This is a genomic window from Vibrio sp. 1562 (genome assembly GCF_033340155.1).
GTDB lineage: Bacteria > Pseudomonadota > Gammaproteobacteria > Enterobacterales > Vibrionaceae > Vibrio > Vibrio alginolyticus.
On the sequence record NZ_JAWOVY010000003.1, the window covers coordinates 1 to 24,682 of the forward strand.

At 44.5% G+C, this 24,682-nt stretch carries 19 protein-coding genes; 10 read left to right on the forward strand and 9 right to left on the reverse strand.

The features are described from left to right. Window positions 1–153 precede the first annotated feature (153 nt). Entirely contained in the window at window positions 154–1,065 is a 912-nt protein-coding gene (locus R7Z49_RS03490) for a DMT family transporter (RefSeq protein WP_025767810.1), read from the reverse strand. Window positions 1,066–1,158: 93 nt separating this feature from the next. On the opposite strand from R7Z49_RS03490, the gene R7Z49_RS03495 reads away from it, so the two are divergent. The 3 genes from R7Z49_RS03495 to R7Z49_RS03505 all read left to right on the forward strand — a co-directional run bounded on the left by R7Z49_RS03495 (window position 1,159) and on the right by R7Z49_RS03505 (window position 3,810). Further along, the gene (locus tag R7Z49_RS03495) at window positions 1,159–2,064 is read left to right on the forward strand and encodes a LysR family transcriptional regulator (RefSeq protein ID WP_025767809.1); all 906 of its coding nucleotides are present in this window, start codon (window positions 1,159–1,161) and stop codon (window positions 2,062–2,064) included. 266 nt (window positions 2,065–2,330) lie between these two features. Beyond that, window positions 2,331–3,158 (forward strand): MBL fold metallo-hydrolase, encoded by an 828-nt coding sequence (locus R7Z49_RS03500; protein WP_025767808.1) that lies wholly within the window; start codon window positions 2,331–2,333, stop codon window positions 3,156–3,158. Between the two features lie 250 nt (window positions 3,159–3,408). Beyond that, a complete protein-coding gene (locus tag R7Z49_RS03505; protein ID WP_005388788.1) occupies window positions 3,409–3,810 on the forward strand; it encodes a VOC family protein in 402 nt (133 codons plus the stop codon). A gap of 240 nt (window positions 3,811–4,050) precedes the next feature. Here R7Z49_RS03505 and gcvP read toward each other — a convergent pair whose 3' ends face one another. The 3 genes from gcvP to R7Z49_RS03520 form a co-directional block, all read right to left on the reverse strand. After that, the gene (gene gcvP / locus R7Z49_RS03510; RefSeq protein ID WP_053349136.1) at window positions 4,051–6,915 is read right to left on the reverse strand and encodes an aminomethyl-transferring glycine dehydrogenase; all 2,865 of its coding nucleotides are present in this window, start codon (window positions 6,913–6,915) and stop codon (window positions 4,051–4,053) included. Between the two features lie 126 nt (window positions 6,916–7,041). Beyond that, window positions 7,042–7,422 carry a glycine cleavage system protein GcvH gene (gcvH, locus tag R7Z49_RS03515; RefSeq protein ID WP_005376432.1) on the reverse strand — a complete coding sequence of 127 codons (381 nt, stop codon included), beginning with the start codon at window positions 7,420–7,422 and terminating at the stop codon, window positions 7,042–7,044. A 53-nt stretch (window positions 7,423–7,475) separates the two neighbouring features. Next, the gene (locus tag R7Z49_RS03520) at window positions 7,476–8,771 is read right to left on the reverse strand and encodes a serine hydroxymethyltransferase (RefSeq protein WP_005376430.1); all 1,296 of its coding nucleotides are present in this window, start codon (window positions 8,769–8,771) and stop codon (window positions 7,476–7,478) included. 379 nt (window positions 8,772–9,150) lie between these two features. Between R7Z49_RS03520 and R7Z49_RS03525 the strand changes: the two genes are divergently transcribed. Both R7Z49_RS03525 and gcvT read left to right on the forward strand, forming a co-directional pair. Then, window positions 9,151–9,774 carry a helix-turn-helix domain-containing protein gene (locus R7Z49_RS03525; protein ID WP_005376429.1) on the forward strand — a complete coding sequence of 208 codons (624 nt, stop codon included), beginning with the start codon at window positions 9,151–9,153 and terminating at the stop codon, window positions 9,772–9,774. Window positions 9,775–10,034: 260 nt separating this feature from the next. Next, window positions 10,035–11,153 (forward strand): glycine cleavage system aminomethyltransferase GcvT, encoded by a 1,119-nt coding sequence (gene gcvT, locus R7Z49_RS03530; protein ID WP_137282664.1) that lies wholly within the window; start codon window positions 10,035–10,037, stop codon window positions 11,151–11,153. 71 nt (window positions 11,154–11,224) lie between these two features. Here gcvT and vdeR read toward each other — a convergent pair whose 3' ends face one another. Beyond that, window positions 11,225–11,953, reverse strand: coding sequence for an efflux transporter transcriptional repressor VdeR (vdeR, locus tag R7Z49_RS03535; RefSeq protein ID WP_005376423.1), 729 nt, complete (start codon window positions 11,951–11,953; stop codon window positions 11,225–11,227). Between the two features lie 160 nt (window positions 11,954–12,113). Between vdeR and R7Z49_RS03540 the strand changes: the two genes are divergently transcribed. The 4 genes from R7Z49_RS03540 (at window position 12,114) to R7Z49_RS03555 (ending at window position 18,193) form a co-directional block, all read left to right on the forward strand. Next, window positions 12,114–13,187, forward strand: coding sequence for an efflux RND transporter periplasmic adaptor subunit (locus tag R7Z49_RS03540; protein WP_262637839.1), 1,074 nt, complete (start codon window positions 12,114–12,116; stop codon window positions 13,185–13,187). Continuing rightward, window positions 13,187–14,248, forward strand: a complete 1,062-nt coding sequence (locus tag R7Z49_RS03545) for an efflux RND transporter periplasmic adaptor subunit (protein WP_005376420.1) — start codon at window positions 13,187–13,189, stop codon at window positions 14,246–14,248. The genes R7Z49_RS03540 and R7Z49_RS03545 overlap by 1 nt, the downstream gene beginning before the upstream one ends. Beyond that, the gene (locus tag R7Z49_RS03550; RefSeq protein WP_318111341.1) at window positions 14,248–17,307 is read left to right on the forward strand and encodes an efflux RND transporter permease subunit; all 3,060 of its coding nucleotides are present in this window, start codon (window positions 14,248–14,250) and stop codon (window positions 17,305–17,307) included. Before R7Z49_RS03545 ends, R7Z49_RS03550 begins: the two co-directional genes overlap by 1 nt. Before the next feature lie 175 nt (window positions 17,308–17,482). Continuing rightward, window positions 17,483–18,193: a hypothetical protein gene (locus tag R7Z49_RS03555; protein WP_318111342.1), complete on the forward strand. Its 711-nt coding sequence runs from the start codon at window positions 17,483–17,485 to the stop codon at window positions 18,191–18,193. 82 nt (window positions 18,194–18,275) lie between these two features. On the opposite strand, the gene fruA is transcribed toward R7Z49_RS03555, so the two are convergent. From fruA to fruB, 3 genes are read right to left on the reverse strand one after another with little or no spacing between them, the layout of a single operon-like run. Beyond that, entirely contained in the window at window positions 18,276–20,015 is a 1,740-nt protein-coding gene (fruA, locus tag R7Z49_RS03560; RefSeq protein ID WP_318111344.1) for a PTS fructose transporter subunit IIBC, read from the reverse strand. 18 nt (window positions 20,016–20,033) lie between these two features. Beyond that, window positions 20,034–21,005 (reverse strand): 1-phosphofructokinase, encoded by a 972-nt coding sequence (gene pfkB, locus R7Z49_RS03565; RefSeq protein ID WP_318111345.1) that lies wholly within the window; start codon window positions 21,003–21,005, stop codon window positions 20,034–20,036. A 9-nt stretch (window positions 21,006–21,014) separates the two neighbouring features. Next, window positions 21,015–22,148 carry a fused PTS fructose transporter subunit IIA/HPr protein gene (fruB, locus tag R7Z49_RS03570; RefSeq protein WP_005386065.1) on the reverse strand — a complete coding sequence of 378 codons (1,134 nt, stop codon included), beginning with the start codon at window positions 22,146–22,148 and terminating at the stop codon, window positions 21,015–21,017. A 373-nt stretch (window positions 22,149–22,521) separates the two neighbouring features. Between fruB and cra the strand changes: the two genes are divergently transcribed. Beyond that, complete coding sequence (cra, locus tag R7Z49_RS03575; protein ID WP_065275272.1) at window positions 22,522–23,502, forward strand: catabolite repressor/activator; 981 nt, start codon at window positions 22,522–22,524, stop codon at window positions 23,500–23,502. Between the two features lie 17 nt (window positions 23,503–23,519). Here cra and R7Z49_RS03580 read toward each other — a convergent pair whose 3' ends face one another. Next, a complete protein-coding gene (locus R7Z49_RS03580) occupies window positions 23,520–24,473 on the reverse strand; it encodes an endonuclease/exonuclease/phosphatase family protein (protein WP_186585338.1) in 954 nt (317 codons plus the stop codon). Window positions 24,474–24,682 lie beyond the last annotated feature (209 nt).

Sequence of the window (24,682 nt, forward strand, 5' to 3'; positions counted from 1 at the left end):
CTCATGTGTAAAATCCTCTTAGGTTATTTTAAAGAAAATTCTACGTTTGAGCTGTATTATTTTAAGGGGTGGTTACAATTGGAAACCAAGAAAACTTATGCCAATTAACAAAGTATTGCTCTAAATAATGCGACTTAAGGTTGGCGTCTATTTTTACTCCACCACCTTCCGTAAACGAGCAAAAGGTGCTGAGTTACCTATATACACACCAGCCGCAACGATAAAGACGCCTAAAACATTTTCCCATTGAGCCTGCTCACCAGAAATGAACGAAATCAGTAGAGTGAATACCGGCATAATATTAAATAATGGAGACATCTTATCTGGACCAAGAACGATAGCGCCTTTCATCCAAAAGTAATAAGCAATCAAAGTTCCAAACAGGCTCATGTAAGCTATTAATGCTAGGTCTTTAAATGTTATGGCATTTAAGCTACGGCTAAAGTCGCCGTGGTACATCGCTATAGCGACCATTTGAATGGCACCAATACTTAACACCCAACGTAACTGCTGAGTTACTGGGATATGAGATGTTAAACGCTTCGCTAGAATTGTGTATAAACACCCACTAATTAAAGCAAATAACATGTATAGATCACCAATATTACTATTGCTGCTAATAGAATGAATATTTCCCCCTGTAATGACGATTACCACTCCACAAAAACTGATTAGTGCACCTAAAATAGTTTTAACCGAAATGGAAGTCTTGAGAATAACGCCCGACAACAAGATAGTGACAAGTGGTAGGTTTGCCTGAACAACCGCTGCGTTAACTGGGGTAGTAAATCTCATTGCAGAGAAAATAGAGAAGTTTTGGATAGTTACACCCACGGTTGCTATAACAAACAACGACAACATACTTTTTCGTGTGAGTTTGGCTCCATATGGAGAGCGTTTAGTACCTCTTATCAGTAAGAGTATTAAAGCTGCAACGGAAAATCGTAACGTCGCTGAATCCAAAGGAGAGACATCGCTATTAATAGCCTTTATTACGTTAAAGTTACTAGACCAAAAAAAGATAGCGACAACAACACCGCACCAAATTGATAAATGCTTAGACATAGATCTTCCTGATAAAAATTAACTTGACGCGATAATGCTATATATTTCATATTTGATTTTTAATAGCCAAATTTAAGAGGGTTAATCCCAAATATGGAACGTCACTCTTTGGATGACCTTTTGTTATTCGTTTCTGTTGCTCGCTATCAAAGCCTAACACAAGGATCTGAGCGTCTTAATGTCCCGTTAGCCACGCTAAGCCGGAAGTTAAAAAGGCTGGAAACAAACTTAAATTGCAGACTATTTAACCGCAGTGCACACCACTTTGCGTTAACAACTGATGGCGAAAAATATTATCAACTCTGTGAGCCGTTACTTCTTAGCTTAAATAATGTGACATCGAGAATTGCGACTGAGCGTCAGTCTTTAAGCGGAACGATCAAAATATCAGCGCCAATTAACATGACACAGATGTGGTTAAAGCGGTGCGTTTATGAATTTGCAGAGCAACATCCGAAGATATGTATCGATTTAGATGTACAGAATGAAAAAATCAATCTTGTATCTAACCGTGTCGATGTTAGTTTTCGTCTTGGTGATCTTATTGAACAAGACTGGATTGCTCAGAAATTATGGTCGATTCCATTTGCGCTTTGTGCATCACGAAGCTATTTAGAACAACACCAACCGATTACCCATCCAGAACAACTTGTTCATCATCGCCTAATTACGGTAAACAACGACAGCCAATGGAAATTAGTTAATCAAATCACCAATGAAACATTTGATCGTCCGCTAAAGTTTCAATTCACTTCAAATGATGTACTACTAGTTAGAGACGCCGTCATCCATGGTTTAGGAATTGCTTGGATTCCAACCTATTACTTTCATGAGCTAAATCATGATCAACATAACCTGCTGCCTTTGTTGCCAGAATGGCAATGCTCGGGTAAAGAAGTATTCATTATGTATCGAGACCGCGATAAAAGGCCTGCAAGAGTTGATGCATTTATTGAACATGTCTTAAATTGGAAAAATCGCATTCAAATGTTTGCTTGAAAGAGGTTTATCACATTGTGCTGTGCCGCTAACCTCAAGTGAAGCTTCATGACTCTGCTTCAATTGAGTTCATTTATTTAACCTCTAAAAGAATCATGAATACATAGGCAGTTAATAGGATTCGAGTTTACAAGTGATTCGGTCAGCTAAAACTCAAGCTAAGTAGAAAGTATTTGCAGTTGTATTTGCCTCTGAAAATCGTTTAGAGCTTTCTCATCCGCGAGGTTCTATAAGAAATTATTAAGGATATATTTGTGTGTGATTTCGTGAAAAAAATTATTGTAGGTTTACTTTTCAGTGCTTCGTCTTTTGCTTCCTTAAGTCAATATGTTCCAGCAATGAATGATAAGAACGGTTATGTAGAACCATTTCAAATGTTTGATAATGTCTATTATGTAGGAGACAAGTGGGTCTCATCATATGCCATTGCTACAGACGACGGACTCGTTATCATTGATACGCTTGACTTCCCTTACTCTGAGTGGATACCTATCAACCTAGAGAAGCTAGGGCTAAAAGATAAGCCAATAACGCACATATTGGTAACTCATGGGCATTCTGACCACGTTGGAGGCGCCCAGTTACTTCAAGAGAAGTATGGTTCCAAAGTCGTGATGACCAAAAGCGCTCATGAACTAGCTATACAGCAATCAAACAAAAGCGAAGGTGAGAACAAGTTCCTTCCTCCAAATTTAGACATAGAGATAAAAAGCGATAGCTCTATGGCTATTGGTGGACATGAGTTTAAGTTCTATCTCACACCTGGCCACACGGAAGGTGATTATTCCTTAGACTTCACTGTTGAAGATAATGGCGAACAATATCGTGCTTTTATCGTTGGTGGGCATAGCGTAAGTAGCAATGATCCAGAAGTTATTGGCCAGTTCCTGACTAGCATGGAGAAAATTAGAAAAATTTCACTACAGGCACCTATTGTGAACGTTAACCTTTCGAACCATCCACATAAAAATTTCCTTTTTGAAAATAGGAAGAAGCTCGGCACAAGCGGTAACCCGTTTATCAGTGAGGCAAACTTCTTCATGTTCCTTAAGCAACAAGAAGATTTAGCTAAGGGAAAACTAGAAGAACTATAATACCGTGGTATACGAGCAGCCTTCTTTATTAGGTTAGAGATTTGCTCTTGAGTTATAGCTAAGGCTTTAATAAGTTGCTCAATCAAGATTCGACACTGGTGGCAGCTATATTGTTTGTCGGTTCTAGTGACAAAGGCGCCGTGCGTAAGCATTCGTATTGTGTGCCTTACACATTTGCAAGGCGTTATGTGCTTTCTAGAAAAGTCTCAAAATAGAGTACAATTAGCGTTTTGACACAGCGGAAATCATCATGGCCAAAACTGTTCAGCAGCAAATCGGAAACATTGCTCTAGTCGTTGAAAATTACGACGATGCTATCGAATTCTATACTCAAAAACTTCAATTCACTCTGGTTGAAGATACCAACCTAGGTGGTGGTAAACGCTGGGTTCAAGTTTCTCCTCCAAACTCCAATGGTACAAACCTACTTTTAGCTCAAGCGAGTACACCGGAGCAAACGCATGCAGTAGGAAATCAAACAGGTGGTCGTGTTTTCCTGTTTCTGCAAACTAATGATTTTTGGCGTGACTACGAGTTGATGAAGAAAAATGGTGTTGTATTTAATGAAGAGCCTCGTGTGGAAGAATACGGGACAGTGGTGGTGTTCCAAGATCTCTATGGTAATAAGTGGGACTTACTGCAACTGAACTGAGAAACTACACAGCACCTGCATAACATAGTGTTCATGAGGAGTTTCCAACAAGCTTTTAAGGCTCTGAGATATTAGTGCTAATTCAAAGGTTCTCAGAAGTCACTGTATTTCTAAATCACTTTTGTGCAAACAATAACTAGCCATCATTCCTTCTCGATGTATCAACAAATGTTACGGCGGCACACCAAAAACAAAGGCGAACCAATCGGTTCGCCTTTGTTTATTTAGATTCTACAAAAATTAATCTTCGTAGTTATCGATGCTTGGGCATGAACAGATTAGGTTACGGTCACCGTATACGTTATCTACGCGATTTACCGTTGGCCAGTACTTCCAAGATTTGGTCGCTTTAGACGGGAAGCAGCCAATCTCGCGAGAGTAAGGGCGGTCCCAATCTTCAGCTGAAAGATCAACTTGTGTGTGTGGCGCGTTAACAAGTGGGTTGTTATCCAGTGGCCATTCACCGTTTTTCACTTTCTCCATTTCTTCGCGGATAGCGATCATCGCATCACAGAAGCGGTCTAGCTCTTCTAGATCTTCCGATTCCGTTGGCTCAACCATTAGCGTGCCCGCTACAGGGAACGACATAGTTGGTGCGTGGAAACCGTAGTCCATTAGACGCTTCGCGATGTCTTCTTCGCTGATACCTGTTTCTTCTTTCAGCGGACGAATGTCGATAATACATTCGTGCGCTACGCGGCCATTTTTGCCACGGTAAAGAACAGGGTAGTGTTGGCGAAGTGTTTCCATCACGTAGTTTGCGTTCAGAATTGCTACTTTTGTAGCATCTGTTAGGCCAGCTTCGCCCATCATTGCGATGTAAGCCCAAGAGATAGGCAGGATAGAAGCGCTACCCATATCTGCTGCTGATACTGCGAAATCTGCGCCTTCTACACCGTCTTCAATATGCCCTGGTAAGAAAGGAGCTAGGTGAGATTTCACACCGATAGGACCCATACCCGGACCGCCACCACCGTGCGGGATGCAGAAGGTTTTGTGTAGGTTTAGGTGAGAAACGTCTGAACCGATGAAGCCTGGTGATGTTAGACCAACCTGCGCGTTCATGTTAGCGCCGTCTAGGTAAACCTGACCACCAGCGGCATGAACCATTTCACACACTTCTTTCACTTTCTCTTCGTAAACGCCGTGCGTAGAAGGGTAAGTGATCATAATGCTTGATAGGTTGTCTTTGTGTTTCTCGATTTTCGCTGCTAGGTCGTCGATGTCGATGTTGCCTTCTTCATCACACTTAACCACAACCACTTTCATTGACACCATAGATGCTGTCGCAGGGTTAGTACCGTGCGCAGAGCTTGGGATCAAACATACGTTGCGGTGACCTTCGCCACGGCTTTCGTGGTAGCGCTGAATCGCGATAAGGCCTGCGTACTCACCCGATGCACCAGAGTTTGGTTGTAGTGAGAATGCGTCATAGCCAGTGATTTCACATAGCTTTTCTTTAAGGTCTTTTGCGAGTGCTGCGTAACCAGCTGCTTGTTCTGCTGGTGCGAACGGGTGGATCGAACCAAACTCAGGCCAAGTAACTGGGATCATCTCTGCTGCTGCGTTCAGCTTCATCGTACAGCTGCCCAGTGGGATCATGCCGTGCGTGAGTGAGAAGTCTTTGTTCTCTAGCTGTTTTAGGTAACGCATCATCTGTGTTTCGCTGTGGTGCGTGTTAAACACAGGGTGTGTTAGATATTCTGTTGTGCGGCGCAATGCTTCTGGAATGGCTGCAAACTCGTTGCCTGCGATTTCAGTTGATAGTGCTGCGACTTCTTCTTTCACACCGAATACTGCGAATAGGGCTTCTACATCTGCCACGGTTGTGGTTTCGTCGAAGCTCACACCTAGCTGAGTATCCAACTTACGTAGGTTGATGTCTGCGGTTAGTGCTTTCGCGTATAGGTCTTCAGTTTGTGCACCTGTGTTGATAGTGATGGTGTCGAAGAAGCTGTTGTGAGCAAGCTCGAAGCCGCCTTTAGTTAGGCCAGCGGCTAGGATGGCTGTCATGTGGTGCGTACGACGAGCAATCGTGCGTAGACCTTCTGCGCCGTGGTAAACCGCGTAGAAAGACGCCATGTTCGCTAGCAGTGCTTGAGCAGTACAGATGTTTGAAGTCGCTTTTTCACGACGGATGTGCTGTTCACGCGTTTGCATTGCCATACGCAGTGCTTGGTTACCGTTGGTATCGATAGAAACACCGATAACACGCCCAGGCATTGTACGCTTGTGCTTATCACGAGTTGCCATGAAAGCAGCGTGTGGACCGCCGTAACCCATCGGCACGCCAAAACGTTGTGCTGAACCGATTGCTACGTCTGCGCCCATTTCACCAGCAGGTTTAAGTAGGGTAGAAGCAAGAAGGTCCGTTGCTACAGTCACTAGTGTTTTGTTTGCTTGCGCTTTAGCGATGATGTCCGTTAGGTCACGAACTTCACCTGTTGTACTTGGGTATTGAACTAGTGCGCCGAACACGTCTTGCTCTGGTAGTGATTCTAAAGAACCAACCAAGACTTCAAAGCCGATGAATTTCGCACGAGTTTTTACCACTTCGATGGTTTGTGGGTGAACGTCGTCAGCAACGAAGAATACGTTGCTCTTGCTTTTACCCGCACGCTTACAAAGTGTCATCGCTTCTGCTGCTGCCGTTGCTTCATCGAGCAATGACGCGTTCGCGATTTCCATACCAGTAAGATCCATCACCATTTGTTGGTAGTTTAGAAGTGCTTCTAAACGACCTTGTGAGATCTCTGGTTGGTAAGGGGTGTAAGCAGTGTACCAGCCCGGGTTTTCCATCACGTTGCGTAGAATCACGTTCGGCGTGAAGGTGTTGTAGTAACCCTGACCAATGAATGTACGTTTAACTTGGTTCTGATCGGCGAACTTACGCATTGCTGCCAGCATGTCTGCTTCGCTTTTCGCTTCTGCCAAGCTCATTGGTTGCTCTAGGCGAATTTGTGCTGGTACGGTTTCGTCGATAAGCGAATCTAGGCTAACTGCGTTGATCGCTTCCAACATTTTCTGTTGGTCAGATTTGTTTGGTCCATTGTGGCGAGCAACGAACTCGTTTTGTGTGCTGAGGCTTTGAAGTAATTCAGTCATTGTCCTTTACCTACTCCTTGGTTCGGGTAACGGATTTGCGTTACTGATAAATTAAATTATACGTCCGAACCTAGAAAAAAAGCTGTTCTCTAAACAGGCTAGGGAACAGCTTTCGTCACATCCTAATTACTCTTCTTCGATAGAGTTTAGGTATTCGTCTGCGTCTTTCAGGTTATCTAGTTCAGATACATCAGACATCTTCACTTTTACGATCCAGCCACCTTCGTACGGCTCTTCGTTAATTAGCTCTGGGCTGTCTTCTAGTTCTTCATTGATTTCTACGATTTCACCAGTGATTGGTGCGTAGATGTCTGACGCTGCTTTTACAGATTCAACGAGAGAGAAGCTTTCACCTGCTTCAACTTCGTCTTCTACGTCTGGTAGGTCAACGAATACCACGTCACCTAGCATTTCTTGTGCATGCTCAGAAATACCAATTGTTACTGTGCCGTCACCGTTGTCACGTACCCACTCGTGGCTATCTGCAAACTTCAGTGTTTTGTCCATTGCTTAATCTCCGAATAACTTGTCAGGAATTATTATGATTTTAAAAAAATCGTTTACTGGTATAGAGGAAAGCGACTGCAAAGTTCTTTTACTTCTTTGCGAACGCGTTTTTCAACTTCTGCGTCACCTTCAGGGTTGTTCACTAAACCGTCCAGTACGTCACCAATCCAATTACCGATGAGTTTGAATTCTTCAGCGCCAAAGCCGCGGCTTGTACCCGCAGGCGTTCCTAAACGGATGCCCGATGTAATCATAGGCTTCTCTGTATCGAATGGGATGCCATTTTTGTTACATGTGATCCCAGCACGCTCTAGAGCTTCTTCTGCTTTATTGCCTTTCAACCCTTTCGGACGAAGGTCAACCAGCATTAGGTGCGTGTCTGTGCCACCAGTTACGATGTCGCAACCGCGAGTTTGCAATACTTCCGCTAGGACTTTTGCGTTATTGATCACCGAATCAATATAAGTTTTAAATTCAGGGCCAAGCGCTTCACCAAATGCGACCGCTTTGGCTGCGATAACGTGCATCAGTGGGCCACCTTGTAGGCCAGGGAATACGGCTGAGTTGATTTTCTTAATGATGTCTTCGTGGTTAGTAAGAATCATACCGCCGCGAGGGCCACGCAATGTTTTGTGTGTTGTAGTCGTAACAACGTGTGCGTGTGGCAGTGGGCTAGGGTGCGCGCCTGTTGCGATAAGACCGGCGATGTGTGCCATGTCGACCATAAGAATTGCATTTACTTCGTCTGCGATTTCACGGAATTTTGCAAAGTCGATAGTACGTGGAATAGCGCTACCACCTGCGATGATCATTTTAGGTTGGTGCTCAAGTGCTAGCTCACGAACATCTTCGTAGTTGATTTCCAGTGTTTCGCGATCAACACCGTATTGAACTGCATTAAACCATTTACCAGAAAGTGCAGGGCGTGCACCGTGCGTCAGGTGACCACCTGCGTCTAAAGACATACCAAGAATGGTGTCACCAGGTTGAAGCAGTGCTAGTTTTACTGCGCCGTTTGCTTGTGCGCCTGAGTGTGGTTGAACGTTTGCGTATTCACAATTGAAAAGTTTTTTTGCGCGTTCGATAGCAATGGCTTCCACTGTATCTACGTGCTCACAACCACCATAGTAACGACGACCTGGGTAGCCTTCAGCGTATTTGTTTGTTAGGCATGTGCCTTGAGCTTGCATTACCGCTTTAGAAACAATGTTCTCAGAAGCGATAAGTTCGATTTGTTCGTTTTGGCGAGCGGATTCCGCTTGAATTCCAGCAAAGACAGCATCATCTGTCGCAGAGAGGTTGGTAGAGAAAAAGTTTTCCAAGCTGTGGTTAGGGTAACTCTTATTCATGGTAGTTGACCTTCCAAATCTGAAAATGAACCCGCAATAGATGAGTTATGATTTGCGGTTGTGGTTCATTTGTCCTCAAAAACAGCTGAACTGCGTAGCAGAACAGAGTGAACATCCGGCCCTAAATTTGGGCAAAAACTCCGTTGGATTGCGTGTTTCCTTTACCAATCTCTTACGGAAATATGCATCTCTACATCTAACAAGTTGGTAACATAGCGCCTGTGACGGGAACAATCAACCAAAAATTTCCTATAGGAAACAAGATTTCAAAATTTGTTAACAAGAGCACGGTTTAATTCACTTGGTGGACTTCTATCCACTATGTGCTTCATGCACAATGCGAGTAAGACAAAAAATATGGATATCTATAGAGGGATTTATGGCAGAAAGTATTTACGATGAATACCCATCGATGACGTTGGCAAAAGAGCAACATGACCAAAATATCGAGCCGTTAAAACTGGGCCAGCGTATTAAGGATATCCGCTCGAAACTCGGTATCACATTAGAAGAGGCCAGTCAGCGAACCGGGCTTGCTCGATCTACACTGAGCAAAATAGAAAATGAGCAGATCTCCCCGACGTTTCAAGCGATGCAAAAATTGGCACTAGGCTTACAAATTGACATGCCACAACTCTTTGAACCACCTAGAAAAAAGGTAGCGACAGGGCGCAGGGATGTTACCAAGAAGAATGAAGGTAAACCACACCCAACACAAACTTATGAACATGAACTGCTCGCTACTCAACTTTCCAATAAGAAAATGATGCCGTTTAAGAGCCAAATTCGAGCTCGTAGTTTTGATGAATATAAAGACTGGGTTCGTCATGACGGCGAAGAATTTTTACTTATCTTATCTGGTGAGGTCATGTTCTATTCTGAGTTTTACGAACCTGTTGTTTTAAGCGAGGGAGACAGCGTTTATTACGATGCAAATATGGGACATATGTTGACCAGTGTTAGCGAGGAAGATGCGCTCATTTTGTGGGTGACAGCCAAATAGTGATAAATACTTGTAAATTTCCTATAGTGAAAGCAAACGATTGCTGTTGGTGGTCGTTATGATGAAAAAGCGCTTTTTTGATGAGAACTTGCTCATTAAAGCGCTTTTTTTGTACGATTTGTTGTGATTAAAATGTTAAGAGTCACACTTTTGCAAGTCGATCTACGTCTTGTTCGTGCAAAATAGAATGAGCCATGTTTATTATTGGAAACACATCGAATGCCGATAGCATTCTCGGGTCTATCTAAATGGAGACGAAAATGACTCAAGAACTACTGAAAACACCACTACACGCACTTCACGTTGAAGTTGGTGCCAAAATGGTCCCGTTCGCGGGTTACGATATGCCTGTTCAGTATCCTCTAGGCGTAAAGAAGGAACACTTACATACTCGTGATGCGGCAGGTCTGTTTGATGTTTCTCACATGGGACAGCTTCGCCTAATTGGTGACGGTGCAGCTGCGTTCCTAGAAACATTAGTCCCAGTGGATATTGTGGATCTTGAGTCTGGTAAACAGCGTTACGCTTTTTTCACTAATGAAGAGGGCGGCATCATGGACGACTTGATGGTGGCTAACCTAGGCGATCATCTGTTTGTGGTTGTGAACGCAGCATGTAAAGCGCAAGATATCGCACACCTACAAGCGCATTTACCATCTGGTGTTGAGCTAGAAATTATCGAAGACCGAGCTCTACTTGCAATCCAAGGCCCTAAAGCGGCGGCTGTATTGGTGCGTTTTGCACCAGAAGTTTCTGAAATGCTGTTCATGGATATTCGTAAAGTCGATATTTTAGGCGCCGAGTGCATTGTTTCTCGTAGTGGTTATACAGGCGAAGACGGTTACGAAATCTCGGTTCCTGCTGACAAAGCGGAAGAGCTAGCACGTAAACTGACTGCGGAAAATGAAGTTGAATGGATTGGCCTTGGTGCTCGTGATTCACTTCGTCTTGAGTGTGGCCTTTGTCTATACGGTCATGACCTAGACACAACAACAACACCCGTTGAAGCGAGCTTGCTATGGGGTATCCAAAAAGTTCGTCGTATTGGTGGTGAACGTGAAGGTGGTTTCCCTGGCGCAGACATTATTCTTAAGCAGATTGAGACTAAAGATGTGGCGCGTAAGCGTGTGGGTCTAGTAGGTCAAACCAAAGCGCCAGTGCGTGAAGGTGTTGAACTGTTTGATGCTGACGGCGTTAAAATTGGCGTTGTAACCAGCGGTACGGCGGGCCCGAATGCAGGTAAGCCAGTCTCAATGGGGTATGTTCGTGCGGATTTGGCGGCGATTGGTACTGAAGTGTTCGCTGAAGTGCGTGGCAAAATGCTACCAATGACAGTTGAAAAAATGCCGTTCGTACCACAACGCTACTACCGTGGTTAAAACGAATTGAAACAAAAATGCCGAGCTTTGTAGCTCGGCATTTTTTATGTCTTCTTTTCGCTTGTTTACTTTTAGTTTACTGCTTCATCAATAGTACAGCACATATCAATAACGATATCTTCAAGCTTTTCCGGATGAATCATCTCTTCTTTTGGGATCCCAAATTGAGAGGCCATAATGGTATTAAACAATTCCCAATGCTTGATCAGCAGTTTTTCGCGATTATCTGCAATATCCGGCCATGTTTCTTGCATCATTGGCGCGAGACTGACAGCACCATGTGCGAAGATCAACATTTGCCACTTTGATTCCCACTGATCAAATTGTGCATTAGGGTTTTCGCTGTTGTACTGCTCGAAAATTCCGGTAAATATTGCAGCGAACTCATCTTTTGACTTTAAGAAATACTGCAGTAGAGCACCGTCATCGCCTTGTCGAATGGCATCGGCGATCATCTGTACTGGATGAGGATTGACGAGAGCAAATGCTAGCATGCGAACCATAAACAGATAAATTTTTCTATTCGAAGGTGTGTTCTCCGGCATTTCATTGATGAGTTCAGCCATATAGCACTGCATGAACTCGTCCATTGCATCGCTAACCGCTTGCCAGATTTTCTCTTTGCTGCCGAAGTGGTGACGGATCAAACTATGTGAAACACCAGCCTTTTCACTGATATTGCGCAGCGAGACACGCTCGTAACCAAGTTCACAAAACATATCTGCTGCCACTTTAAGGATCAGACACTTAGTTTGTTCTGCTGCTTCAGCACTTCTACGCCCCTGCTTTCTTTCATTCATAGTTCGAATTTTCCCGAATATTAATCACGCGCTTACTTTTACCAGAAACCGAACGCTTTGACTAATTAATTTGCTATCCACCTGGAAAATATGTTGATCAATTTCAAATTCTGCTTATACTGCACGGCTGTGTAATATATAAAACCTACGGAGAAAGCGGGTGCGAAAACAATATTTAAGGCGCACTTTAGTTGGCGCAGTGGTGACATTAAGTCTTTCTGGGATGCTAACTGGGTGTAATAAAGCCATTTCTGAGCCGTCTGAACCTTTAATCAAACCTGTCAAATTACTGGCGGTGAAAGACCTAGAACTTGAAGACTCGCACGCCTTTTTAGCGCGTATTGATGCAACACATCGCGCGCAGCTTTCTTTTCAGGTTGGTGGAGAGGTAGATGAATTACGTGTACGCATGGGTCAAAAGGTCCAAAAAGGTGAAGTGCTCGCAACGTTAGACCCTAAAGATCTTCAGCTTGCGTTAGATGCCGCTCAAGCGCAGTACGCGTTAGCGAAAACACAATGGAACCGCGCGAAAAACCTTTACGGAAAAAAACTCATTAGTACTGATGAGTACGATCAGAAAGAAACTCAATATAAAGCGGCATTGGCGAACTACGAACAAGCTAAAACCGATTTGAGCTATACCAAAATTCATGCACCGTTTGATGGTATTGTGTCATATACCTATGTCAACCCGTTTCAAGTAGTAGCAGAGAAGCAGGAGATCTTGAATCTCATTGATAACACGACGTTGGATGTGTCGTTCACCTTGCCTGTAAGTTATGCGGAATCTGTATCACTTGAGTCACTGCAAAACTCCGATATGTGGGTGACGATGGATAGCGAGCCAGGAAAACGTATTCCTGGGCAATTTAAAGAAATTTCGACGCAGCCAAACATCGATACCAATAGTTATGAGGCGATCGTGACCATCACTCGGCCAGAAGATCGCAATTTGCTGACAGGTATGACAGGGCAGGTACACATGGCTAAACAACATGTATCGGACGCGATGACGTTACCTCAGTCTGCTTGGGTCAACAAAAATGGGACGCAAGGTGAAGTTTGGGTAATGGACAGAAGCACGCAGCAGGTCAATAAAGTCACTGTCTCACTTGACGCAGCAGGTGGTGTGAAAGCCGGGCTTGATAACAATGATTACGTTGTTATTGCTGGTGTTGAGAGACTGGTTGAAGGACAAGTGGTGAAAGCTTGGGTTCGTGAGGGAGGCATTTAATGAAACGTTCTCTACTTACGATCTCTGCGATTGCACTTGCAGTTTTAACAGGGTGCAAAAATGAAAACCAAGCTATCGTCGAGCAGCCACTTTTTGTGTCGACTATCTCGGTGGATGCACCAGTACAAAGTCAACATCGCGCGTTCAAAGGCATAGTAGTGCCTGCAGAACAAACGCCAATGGCATTTCGCCGCGCTGGGGAAGTTCAGCACGTATTGGTTAAAGCGGGTGACGTTGTGAAGCAGGGGCAAATGATCGCAAAGCTAGATGATAGCAAAGAGAAGCAAGCCGTGAATGACGCAGAAGCACAATACACACTTGCAATTCGTCAGCTTAAACGCGGTGAAGACTTGCATGCACGTCAAATGATTTCAAAAGCGGAACTTGATGAGCTAACAGCCAATAAAGAGCTAGCTGAGGCTACTTTCTATAACGCGACCAATCAATTGAATTACACCCGTTTATTCGCCCCGTTCGCCGGTAAAGTATCTGATGTTTTCAAAGAACGTTTTGAGCGTGTGGCAATTGGTGAACCCGTGTTAAACCTATACCAAAACGATTTGGTTTACGTGCGTATTGAGCTTTCCGACAATGTTTTAGCGATGGTAGACCCAAACTCAGACAGCATGAGCTACAAGCCTAGAGCAACCTTTTCCGGCATCGATGGCAGATTTGCTTTGGACTATTTAGAGCACACAAGTGAACCCAACGCTGAAACTCAAACCTACGAAATGTACTTGACGATGCCACAGCCAAAAACAGAGATATTACCGGGAACCAGCGTAAGCGTTTTGGTCGATATGGTGAAGGCGGGCATTACCTCTATTGATGGTTACAGTGTGCCTGTCACGGCGCTTCAAGCAGGCAGTGAAGGGAATGAGTTCTTTGTGTGGAAAAAAGAAGGTGACATTGTCACACGGGTGCCTGTCATGATTTCTCAAGTGAATGGCAATGGAGCCATTGTGTCGTCAGGTGTTAGCCAGGGCGATATTCTGATTAATTCAAATCTGCGTAAATTACGCGAAGGTAAACATGTGGATGTTGTGGAGAATAACCAATAATGAACATTGCTGAGTATTCAATAAAAAACAAAGTCATCAGCTGGTTGTTCATTATTATCCTTGCTGTTGGTGGTTTAACGTCATTTTTGGAGCTTGGACGATTAGAAGACCCGGCATTTACGATCAAAGATGCCATGATCATCTCAACATACCCTGGCGCGACGTCAAAAGAAGTTGAAGAAGAGCTGACGTATCCTCTAGAAAAAGAGATTCGAAAACTCCCTTATATCGACAAAATTACCTCTACGTCTTCTAATGGTATGTCTCAAATAACGGTGAGCATGGAAATGGACTATGGTCCTGATGAACTGCCGCAAATTTGGGATGAAATGCGCCGTAAAATTAATGATTTACGACCATCATTGCCTCAAGGTGTTCAGTCTTTACAGATCATTGATGATTTCGGTGACGTTTATGGCGTGATGTTAATGCTCACTGGTGACGATTACGACTATGTAGAGCTGAAACGTTATGCGGATTACCTGACCCGTGAAATCGAGCTTGTTGATGGTGTTGGTAAGGTAGACATCACGGGCGATCAGCAAGAAATGCTATTCGTTGAGATCTCACTTGATCGCCTTGCTGCACTGAACTTAGACATGAATGTGGTTTCGAGCTTGTTGAACCAGCAAAACAATGTGGTTTCAGCAGGGGAAGTGATGGTCAATGGCGAAAGCCTTGTTATTCGCCCAAGCGGCACCTTAAACACTGTAGAAGCACTAGAAAATCTGATCATTCATGGCCGTGACACAGGAAATCTAATTCGTCTAAAAGACGTAGCAACGATTTCTCGCGGTATTCAAGAGAAGCCAGGCAACGTCGTACTCTTTAACGGTCAAAAAGCGATTAATATCGGTATCTCGTTTGCATCGGGTGTGAACGTGGTTGAGGTTGGTGAACGTTTGGATGCGGAGCTCGCGAGCCTTGAGTCTATCAAGCCTGCTGGCATCGATATGAACTACTTTTACAACCAAGCCAATGAGGTGGATGAATCTGTTAAAGCGTTTGTAATTAGTCTAGCGGAGGCAGTGGCGATCGTAATCATTGTGTTGCTGTTTACTATGGGTTTACGCAGTGGTGTCATCATTGGAGTTGTGTTGTTATTGACGGTATTTGGTACCTTCATTTTGATGAATTACAACAACATCGAACTGCATCGTATTTCTCTTGGCGCGTTAATTATTGCCTTGGGTATGCTGGTTGATAACGCGATTGTTGTCGTGGAAGGCATATTGGTTGGCCTAAAGAAAGGGCGTACCAAAGTTCAAGCGGCTGTCGATATTGTAAAGCAAACACAATGGCCTTTGCTGGGCGCAACTGTTATTGCAATTACGGCTTTTGCACCTATCGGCTTGTCGCAAGATGCGACAGGTGAGTTCATGGGCTCTTTATTCTGGGTGCTGTGTTTCTCACTATTTTTAAGCTGGATTACCGCTATTACACTGACGCCTTTCCTTGCCGATCTTTTGTTGAAAGAGGAAAACAAAGAGCAGGGTACTAGCGAAGATGATCCTTATAAAGGCTGGTTGTTTGTCGTATTTGGGGCATCGCTGAAATTTGCATTACGATTCCGCTGGCTTACCGTTGCTGGCATGGTGGCGCTATTAGTGGGTGCTGTCGTGGCATTTGGTAATGTAAAACAGCAGTTCTTCCCACCATCGAATACGCCGATGTTCTACGTGGATATGTGGATGCCAGAGGGTACTGACATCCGTGAAACGATCAAAAAAGCTGAAGAGGTCGAAAGCTACATTCGTCAGCAAGATGATATTGACTTTGTTTCTGCTTCGATTGGGCAGGGTCTACAGCGTTTTGCTTTAACCTATCAACCAGAAAAAAGTTACGAAGCGTACGCTCAGTTCCAAGTTCGCGCGACTGATCGTGAGAAAATGTTTGGTTTGCTGCATAAGTTAGATGCGAATCTGGCGAAAACATTTGATGCGCCTACGTTCCAGTTTAAATTGATGGAATTTGGTCCATCACCAGCGTCTAAGATCGAAGCGCGTATTACTGGCCCTGAGCCACAAGTTTTACGTGACTTGGCGGTGCAAGTTGAAGACATCCTTCATACCGACCCTGGTGCCCGAAACATTCGTCACGATTGGCGAGAGCGCACCAAGGAACTTGTACCCGCTTTCAATGAGTCTAAAGCTCGTCGCTTAGGTATTTCGAAAGAAGATCTTTCAAGCACACTGCAAATGACGTTTGGTGGTAGCACCTTAGGTTACTTGCGTGATGGTACACATACGTTGCCAATTATGACACGTCTTCCTGAAGAAGAACGCGTAGATTTTGAATCACTACAAAACGTGACCATTTGGAGTCCTTCGTTGCAAACGTATATTCCGGTTGATCAAGTGATTGATGGCGTTCAACTGGATTGGAGTGAGCCGCTAATTCAGCGTCGTGACCGTAAGCGTACGTTAACCGTTCTCGCGGACCATGATGTGTTGAGTGACGACACGGCAGCAAGCTTATTTGCTCGTGTACAGCCTAAAGTGATGGCATTGCATGTTCCAGAAGGATACGAAATCACATGGGGTGGTGAGTACGAATCATCCAAAGATGCACAAGAAGGCCTATTCGGTTCATTGCCGATGGGTTACTTGTTGATGTTCATCATTACTATTTTATTGTTTAACTCAATCAAAAAGCCGTTGGTAATTTGGTTCACCGTTCCGTTAGCGATCATTGGCGTTGCTTTTGGTTTGCTTACCACGAACATGCCGTTCAGTTTTACAGCATTCCTTGGTTTGTTAAGCCTAAGTGGCATGATTTTGAAAAACGGTATTGTGTTGCTTGACCAAATTAACCTTGAGTTGGAGTCAGGTAAAGATCCTTACCTCGCGATTGTTGATAGTGCGATAAGCCGCGTTCGTCCGGTAAGTATGGCTGCGCTAACAACTATCTTGGGGATGATTCCACTGGTCTTCGACGCCTTCTTTGGCTCGATGGCAATAACGATTATGGCAGGTCTTGGTTTTGCTACTGTACTGACACTGATAGTGGTGCCAGTGATGTTTGCAATTCTGTTTAGGGTAAAACCGACCACTGCATAGGGACTCCTGGCTATTTGCCAGCTTCCTGCCTAGCCCTGAAGGTTTTCTTCGGGGCTTTTTTGATCTTACTAATATATACCAAACCATTCATTTGCTTGATTTTAATGATTTTCTTACGATTACAATGCAAATCATGCGTATACTCATGTAACGACACATCAAAGATTGAGATTACATGAATAAGCGCATATTAAACGGACTCTTCTTCATTGGTTCTTTCACCTTGGTTGGCTGCACCGCGACGGATAGCATGCCGACAGAAACCAAACAACCTGCCCCTAAAGTCAACAGTGTTAGTGCTGAAGTCATTTCCAGTTGGATTGATAGTAAGGTTTTAGCCCCTGAAGGGCTGTCGCTCGAGCAAGACAATCTACGTTATCTATCGGGTAGCGCCGACCTAAACAGCGATGGCAAGGCAGAACACATAGTGTTGCTTCAAGATCGCTATTTCTGTGGTAGTGGTGGCTGCTCTGCATATATGTTTGATAATGAGGGAAACGTTATTAATCGAATGTCGGTAACTCGCACGCCTATTGTACTAGCCGACAGTTACAGTAATGGTTGGCAGGACTTTATCGTTTGGAGTAATGGCTCCTATCGACTCATGAGTTACAACGGTGAGTCTTATCCAAGTAACCCGTCACTAGAGCCAAAGGTGGATCGAGACGCTAACCAGCAGGCGGCAATCGCAAATGTAATGGCGACAGAGCTTTATCAGCAAGACGGCTATGACATTCTGCCCGCAGAATCAAAAACCTTGTGGACGCCAGCTAACGTTTACCACTTTACCTTCAAGCACTACGGTGACCCGCATAGCGCTTATCAAGCAACGGTGGATATGAGCAGTGGGAAAGTAGACATTGTAGCCGTTCCGGCTGCGGAATAAAAAACACCTCCCTTAACCGGAATTAAAGGGAGGTGCTAAATGCCAAATTCGAGGGTGGCATTGTTAACCGGAGTCGCTCTAATTAAGCTGCGACTTCTTGTTTCGCTTCTGCTTTGCTTTTTAAGAATGCGTAAGTAAAGCCAGTTACCGCTGTACCCGCTGCAATAGCCACTAAATACATTAATACTGGTGAAATTGCGTTAGGAATTAGCAGCACGAATAGACCGCCGTGTGGTGCCATTAATTTCGCACCGAATAGCATCGATAGGGCACCAGTAAGCGCGCCACCTGCCATACAAGATGGAATCACGCGCATTGGATCTTTCGCAGCAAATGGAATTGCGCCTTCAGAGATGAAACACAGGCCCAAGACAAATGATGCTTTACCTGCCTCACGTTCATTTTGTTCAAATTTGTTCTTCGCAATGAAGGTCGCTAAACCCATACCTAGCGCAGGAACCATACCTGCGGCCATGATTGCCGCCATTGGTGCGTAAGTTTGTGAAGCCAGAAGGCCAACACCAAATGCGTAAGCGGCTTTGTTTACCGGGCCTCCTAGGTCGAAACACATCATTGCGCCAAGGATAATACCCAGTAGTACTGCACTGTCAGAACCCATGTTGTTTAGGAAGTCAGTCAGGCCGTTCATGATGCCTGAAACTGGGCCGCCTACGATGTAGATCATGACAAGGCCAGTGAACAATGTTGCTACAAATGGAATGATCAGAATTGGTTTAAGCGCTTCCATCGATTGTGGGAGTTTTACTTTGTCCGCAAGGAGCTTCGCTGCATAACCGGCAATGAAGCCAGCTGCGATACCACCTAGGAAACCAGCACCCGTTGAACTTGCTAGCATACCGCCAACAAGACCAGGAGCCAGACCCGGACGGTCAGCAATTGAGAACGCGATGTAACCAGCAAGTACAGGAATCATCAATGCGAATGCAGAGCCACCACCAATGTTCATCAAGGCTGCTGCTAGTGTGCCTTCTTCTTTAAATGCTTCAATACCGAACACGAAAGATAGAGCGATGATCAAACCACCTGCAACGACGACAGGAAGCATGTGCGAAACACCCGTCATTAGGTGTTTGTAAGCGCCTTTTTTCTCTTCGGTGGAAGATGAAGAGTTAGCTGAACCAGAATGTTGATACACCGTGGCTTGCTCGAATGCTTTGTCCATCTCTTCGGCTGTTTTCTTCAGAGCTGGACCTGTTTTCGTGCGGTACATCTTTTTGCCGTTAAAGCGATCAAGTGGCACTTCAATATCCGCAGCAATGATCACCAGATCGGCGTCTGCAATTTCTTGCTCAGTCAGTTGGTTTTTAGCGCCAACTGAACCACGAGTTTCCACCTTGATTTGATGGCCACGACGCTTGCCTTCTTCTTCTAAAGCTTCTGCCGCCATAAAGGTATGCGCAACGCCAGTAGGGCATGCCGTGATTGCAACAATCTTCTTTGATGCTGATGTTGTATCTGTAGTGATAGGGGCTGCAAGTGTGGTTGCTTTTTCAAGTAAAGTGGCGTTTTCAACCGCTTGCTGGAGAAACGCAGTTGCGTCTTTTGCTACTTCGCTAATTTCCGCTTGGTAAACCTTTTTTCCTACAAAACGAGAAGTGTCGACGCTAGTATTTGCCGCAATGACAATGACTTCTGCTTGTTCAACGTCAGCTTCCGTCAATAGTGTTGGTTCAACCACACTTGATTGACGTTCTATTTTGGCATTCCAGTTTAATTTTGCGGCGGCTTGTTCTAGTAATCCTGCCGCAAGGATGCTATTTGCTACACCGCTCGGACAGGCAGTAATAATGGCAATATTCATACGATAACCTTCTGTTCCTTAGTTTTGTTCTAAGTTTGTAATAGGGTAAAGCGCGCTAACTTCAGTTTGTCGCTTGATATTTTCCAGTTCTTCCTGACTGGTTAGCCCTACGCCAACTTGACTAACTGCCAAAGCAGAAAGTGCCGTAGCGAAGCGCAATAAATCGTTTTTAGGCATCAGTTGCATGTGGCCCCAACACAAGCCAGCGACCAGCGTATCGCCTGCGCCAACGGTGCTCACGACATGCATTCGAGGCGGTTTTGCACTAAGCCATTCGCCTTGGTTGAGCCACATAACACCGTCAGGTCCCATAGAAACCACGATGTTTTCTATGCCTTTGTCGCTCAGTGTTTGCGCTGCAGCTTGGCACTGTTCAGGTGTTGCTAGATGTTCGCCAACAAAATCACCAAGTTCTTCATCGTTAGGTTTAATTAACCATGGGTGAGCATCAATACCTGACTTCAATGCGGCTTTGCTACTGTCGAACAACACCTTTTTGCCTTGTTGATGCAGTGCTACTATCCATGCAGCGCATTGCTCTGCAGTAACACCGCCCGGTAGGCTGCCTGCCAATACAAAGTAATCATGCGTCTCCGCTAGACGAAATAGTGTCTCCTCAAAGCGAGTAATTTCGTCGGCCGCTACTTGAACGCCAGGGAAGTTGATATCACTGACGTTGCCATTGGCCTCAACCAGCTTAACGTTGATACGAGTGGCACCCTTTACTTCCACAAATTCATTCTTAACGTTGATGTCATTGAAAAGCTGATGAAATAGCTCAGGGTTATCTTTACCGAGAAAGCCGGTAACCGTGACGTCTGCGCCTAAATCGCTCAATACTTTTGCTACGTTGACACCTTTACCAGCAGCGTGGAGATTGCTTTGCTGTACTAAGCTCACGGAACCAACGTTTAGTTCATTTACTGAACCTGTTAAATCCAATGCTGGGTTGAGCGTAATAGTGACAACCTTATTTGTTTTGTTTGTCATATCGAATCCTTAACCTTCACCAAGGCCAGAAGCGATTGCATTTCCGATAGACTCCAAGGCTTGCGGCGCATCAGGGCCTTCTGCTGTAAATTGAAGTTGGTGACCGTGCTTAACGCCCAGCGCGATGACTTTCATTAGGCTCTTCGCGTTTACTGCTTTTCCATCTCCGTCTAGGTTGGAAACACGTATAGTGGATTCAAACTTTTTCGCTTCTGCGACTAACATTGCCCCCGGACGAGCATGTAGGCCGTGAGAGTTTTTGATTTTAAATACAGCGGTATTGCCTTCTTCTGAAGATGCAGCTGTGACTTCTTCACCTTTGAACAAAGCAAGAATCTGTTCTACTGATGCATCTAAAAGCTTGCCGTGTTCATTGTTAAACACAATATTAGAAAGCGTTTTTAGGATAGGTTGGTGAGCATTGTTACATGCCGCGAACGCGACAAGTGCACGCACTTTTTGACCTTCATATTCGCAGTCGTTTGCCGTCGAGACAAATGACACACCTGTGCGAGTGACATGTTTGTCACTGCCAATTAACCACAGGCCATTACCTAAGTGAGTTGGTTGTTTGGTAACGAGATCTGCAACGAATTCGTTATCAGCACATCCCGTATTTTTCAACAGACCACCAGCAACAGCACTCATCTGTAGCATGTCGCTCGCAGGGAACATCAGTTGAATTAAAGAAGCGTCAAAGTCTGCTTCAAGCTGAACATCACCGTGCAGTAGGGCGATGATTTCGTCTTCATTTTTTGCATTACGCAGACGTTCTTCTACGCCATCTGCGCCTAGCACTTTGGTGAGCTGTTTAAGAATGCCAAGGTGCTCATCAGATTTAGCTGCGATACCGATAGCGACGAACACAGTATTGCCATCACCCCAGTCGACACCTTGTGGGAAGTGGTGCACAGCAACACCCGTTGTTTTCACCATTGCACGAGTGTCGGTTGTACCGTGCGGTATGGCAATACCGTTCCCCAAAAACGTAGAGTTTTGGTTTTCACGGTTTAGCATGCCTTCAACGTAACCTTGCTCAACTAGGCCTTTATCAGTCAGGCTATGAGCAATACTCTTTATTGCTTCAAACTTATCTGTCGCTGATTGCGAGAGGGTAATGTCGTTCTTATTTAGCTTAAGCATGGTGCTTCTCCAGCCTTAAGGTATCAATTTAAAAATGTATTCTGTGTGAGAAGTTGAACGCCGCTTCTTCTGAGCGCTTATCACTCCTCAAACCTTTTATATTTCAAGCTAAATCGATTCAGCTTGTTGGTAAATTTTTTAAAAGACTCAGAAAAACTGTTTTAAAAACTGACGTTAACAAACGAGCCTTTGCCGCTGTCCTATAGCCTAGCTCACAAATTGGTTTGTTGCGTGTTCGGGTGATTTACGTCAATTTTTAAGTTTTGCTGAATCCTTTCAGCTTTTATACTGAATCGGTTCAGCTTATAATTCAACTTATCGAAAGATCGTTGATGTATTAATATGATCGCGCGCACAGAATAAGGTTTAGAATATGACACTGGATGAAATAGCCAAATTAGCGGGTGTTTCTAAGACAACTGCAAGCTATGTGATTAACGGAAAAGCGCAGAAATACCGCATCAGCGAGAAGACTCAGAAAAAGGTGATGGCCGTTGTAGAAGAGTACAATTATAAGCCAGATCATGCGGCGTCTTCCTTGCGGGCAGGTAATTCACGCTCATTTGGGCTTATCATCCCAGACTTAGAGAACACCAGTTATGCGCGTCTTGCAAAGCTGATAGAGCAAAACTCTCGGAAAGCGGGGTACCAAATTTTGATTGGCTGCTCTGATGATGATCCTGATACAGAGCAAAAGGTGGCGGAAGCATTAGTCAGTCGTCGTATTGATGCGTTGTTTGTGGCAAGTGGTATGCCCACTGCAAACGAGTATTATCTTAAGTTGCAAAATTCTGGTACGCCAGTTATCGCGCTAGACCGTCCAATGGATGATGAGCACTTTTGTTGTGTCATCAGCGAAGATTTTGATGCCGCACTTGAACTCACTCAGTCAGTACTGTCCGAGGATATAAAGTCCATTGGCTTAATCGGTGCATTGCAAGATCTTCAAGTCTCAAAAGAGCGTGAGCTCGGTTTTCTATCTGCTTCTCAACAAGGTTGTAAAACGGCAACAGTGGGTTATGGACAACACTTCTCCCGGGAAGAAGGCAAGAAAGTCTTAGAGAGGTGGTTAACAGAGAACGCATTGCCAGATGCCATTGTTACAACGTCATATACACTGTTAGAAGGTGTGTTGGATGTAATGCTAGAAAAACCAGAACTGATGGGAAAGGTGCGTTTAGCAACATTTGGTGATAATCGACTGCTGGACTTCTTGCCTGTGAAAATCAACTCTTTGCCTCAACAGTTTGAGTTGATCGCGGACAGCGCAATGGAGTTAGCACTCAACGCTTCCGCCAAGCGTTACAAGCCTGGCGTAGAACTTATCCCGCGTAAAATTGTGAAACGTCACTAAGTAACTAAATAGGTTGCTCAAAGCTTTACTTCAGCAGTCAGCGCCACAAATGCGTGGTCGCTGGCGTTTTTATCTCTGTCATAAATCGGGTTGATCAGATGTTGGTTAGACACCTGATAGTCAACAACCTCGGCAACCGATATATCTGATAAGGTATCAAACTCTTGCGAGAGCAAGATATAGTCGAGTACATTCCCAGTGGAAAAATGATAGTGCGTGGCTGGGCGTTCATCCTTCAGGGTGTCACTTTGCAATAACCAACCATCTTTGAGTTGTAACTCAGTGACGCTGTCACCAGTATTGGATACCAATGCGCTGTTAACGCTGATAGGAGTGATAGGTTGATTCATATCGCCCATTAACACTGTCGGCATTGGTTCTTTTCGATACCTCTTTTGCATCGCGTCTCTTAACATCGCTGCTTCCCAGCCTCTTTGCTGGGTGGATAACCAGCGCCCAATAATCGTGCTAGACGTTTCTGGTTGTTCTGAGTCGGCCGGGCGTTGAGATTTCAGGTGCGTTACGTAAACGGCGATATGACCAAGTACAGGATGTATTACTTGGGCATAGATAGGTTTGCGACTGAACTCTGGAACAACACTTACTCCAAAAGGCTCAAGCGTTGCTAAGTCAAACTCTACCGCTTGTACTTTTTCTATTGGAAACCGAGATGCGATTGCCACAACAGGGCTTGAGTAAATGTACTCATCTTCAACATGTGGGGTGTCAACGGTCGCAAAGTAGGGGTAGCCGATGGTTGAAAAAAATTCCTGGGTCTTCTCGATACTGAACACTTCTTGTAAGCCAATCACGTCGCCTTCCAGTTTTTCAACTTGACGTTGCGTCCACGAAAGTTTGTCTCGCCATTGCTCTAACGAGTATATGTTCTCGAAATCATAGTAGGCGTTAGGCGGTGCGACAAAATTAAACAAGTTCGCAGTGACAAAGGTAATTCTACTTGGTTGAGACAAAGTATTCGCTCTTTTCAACAATAACTTAGAGAGTATATACCTTCAGGTTGCGTAATTGCAGCTTCGTTTGAGCTACGCATCGGTATACAAGCTAACAAGCTAACAAGCTAACAAGCGACAAGTTAAATGGGTTAAGAGGTGCTCAAATGCCAAGGCGAATCGGTGATTGAACATCGGCAGAGGTTTCTATTTTTAAGCATTGCGTTTAA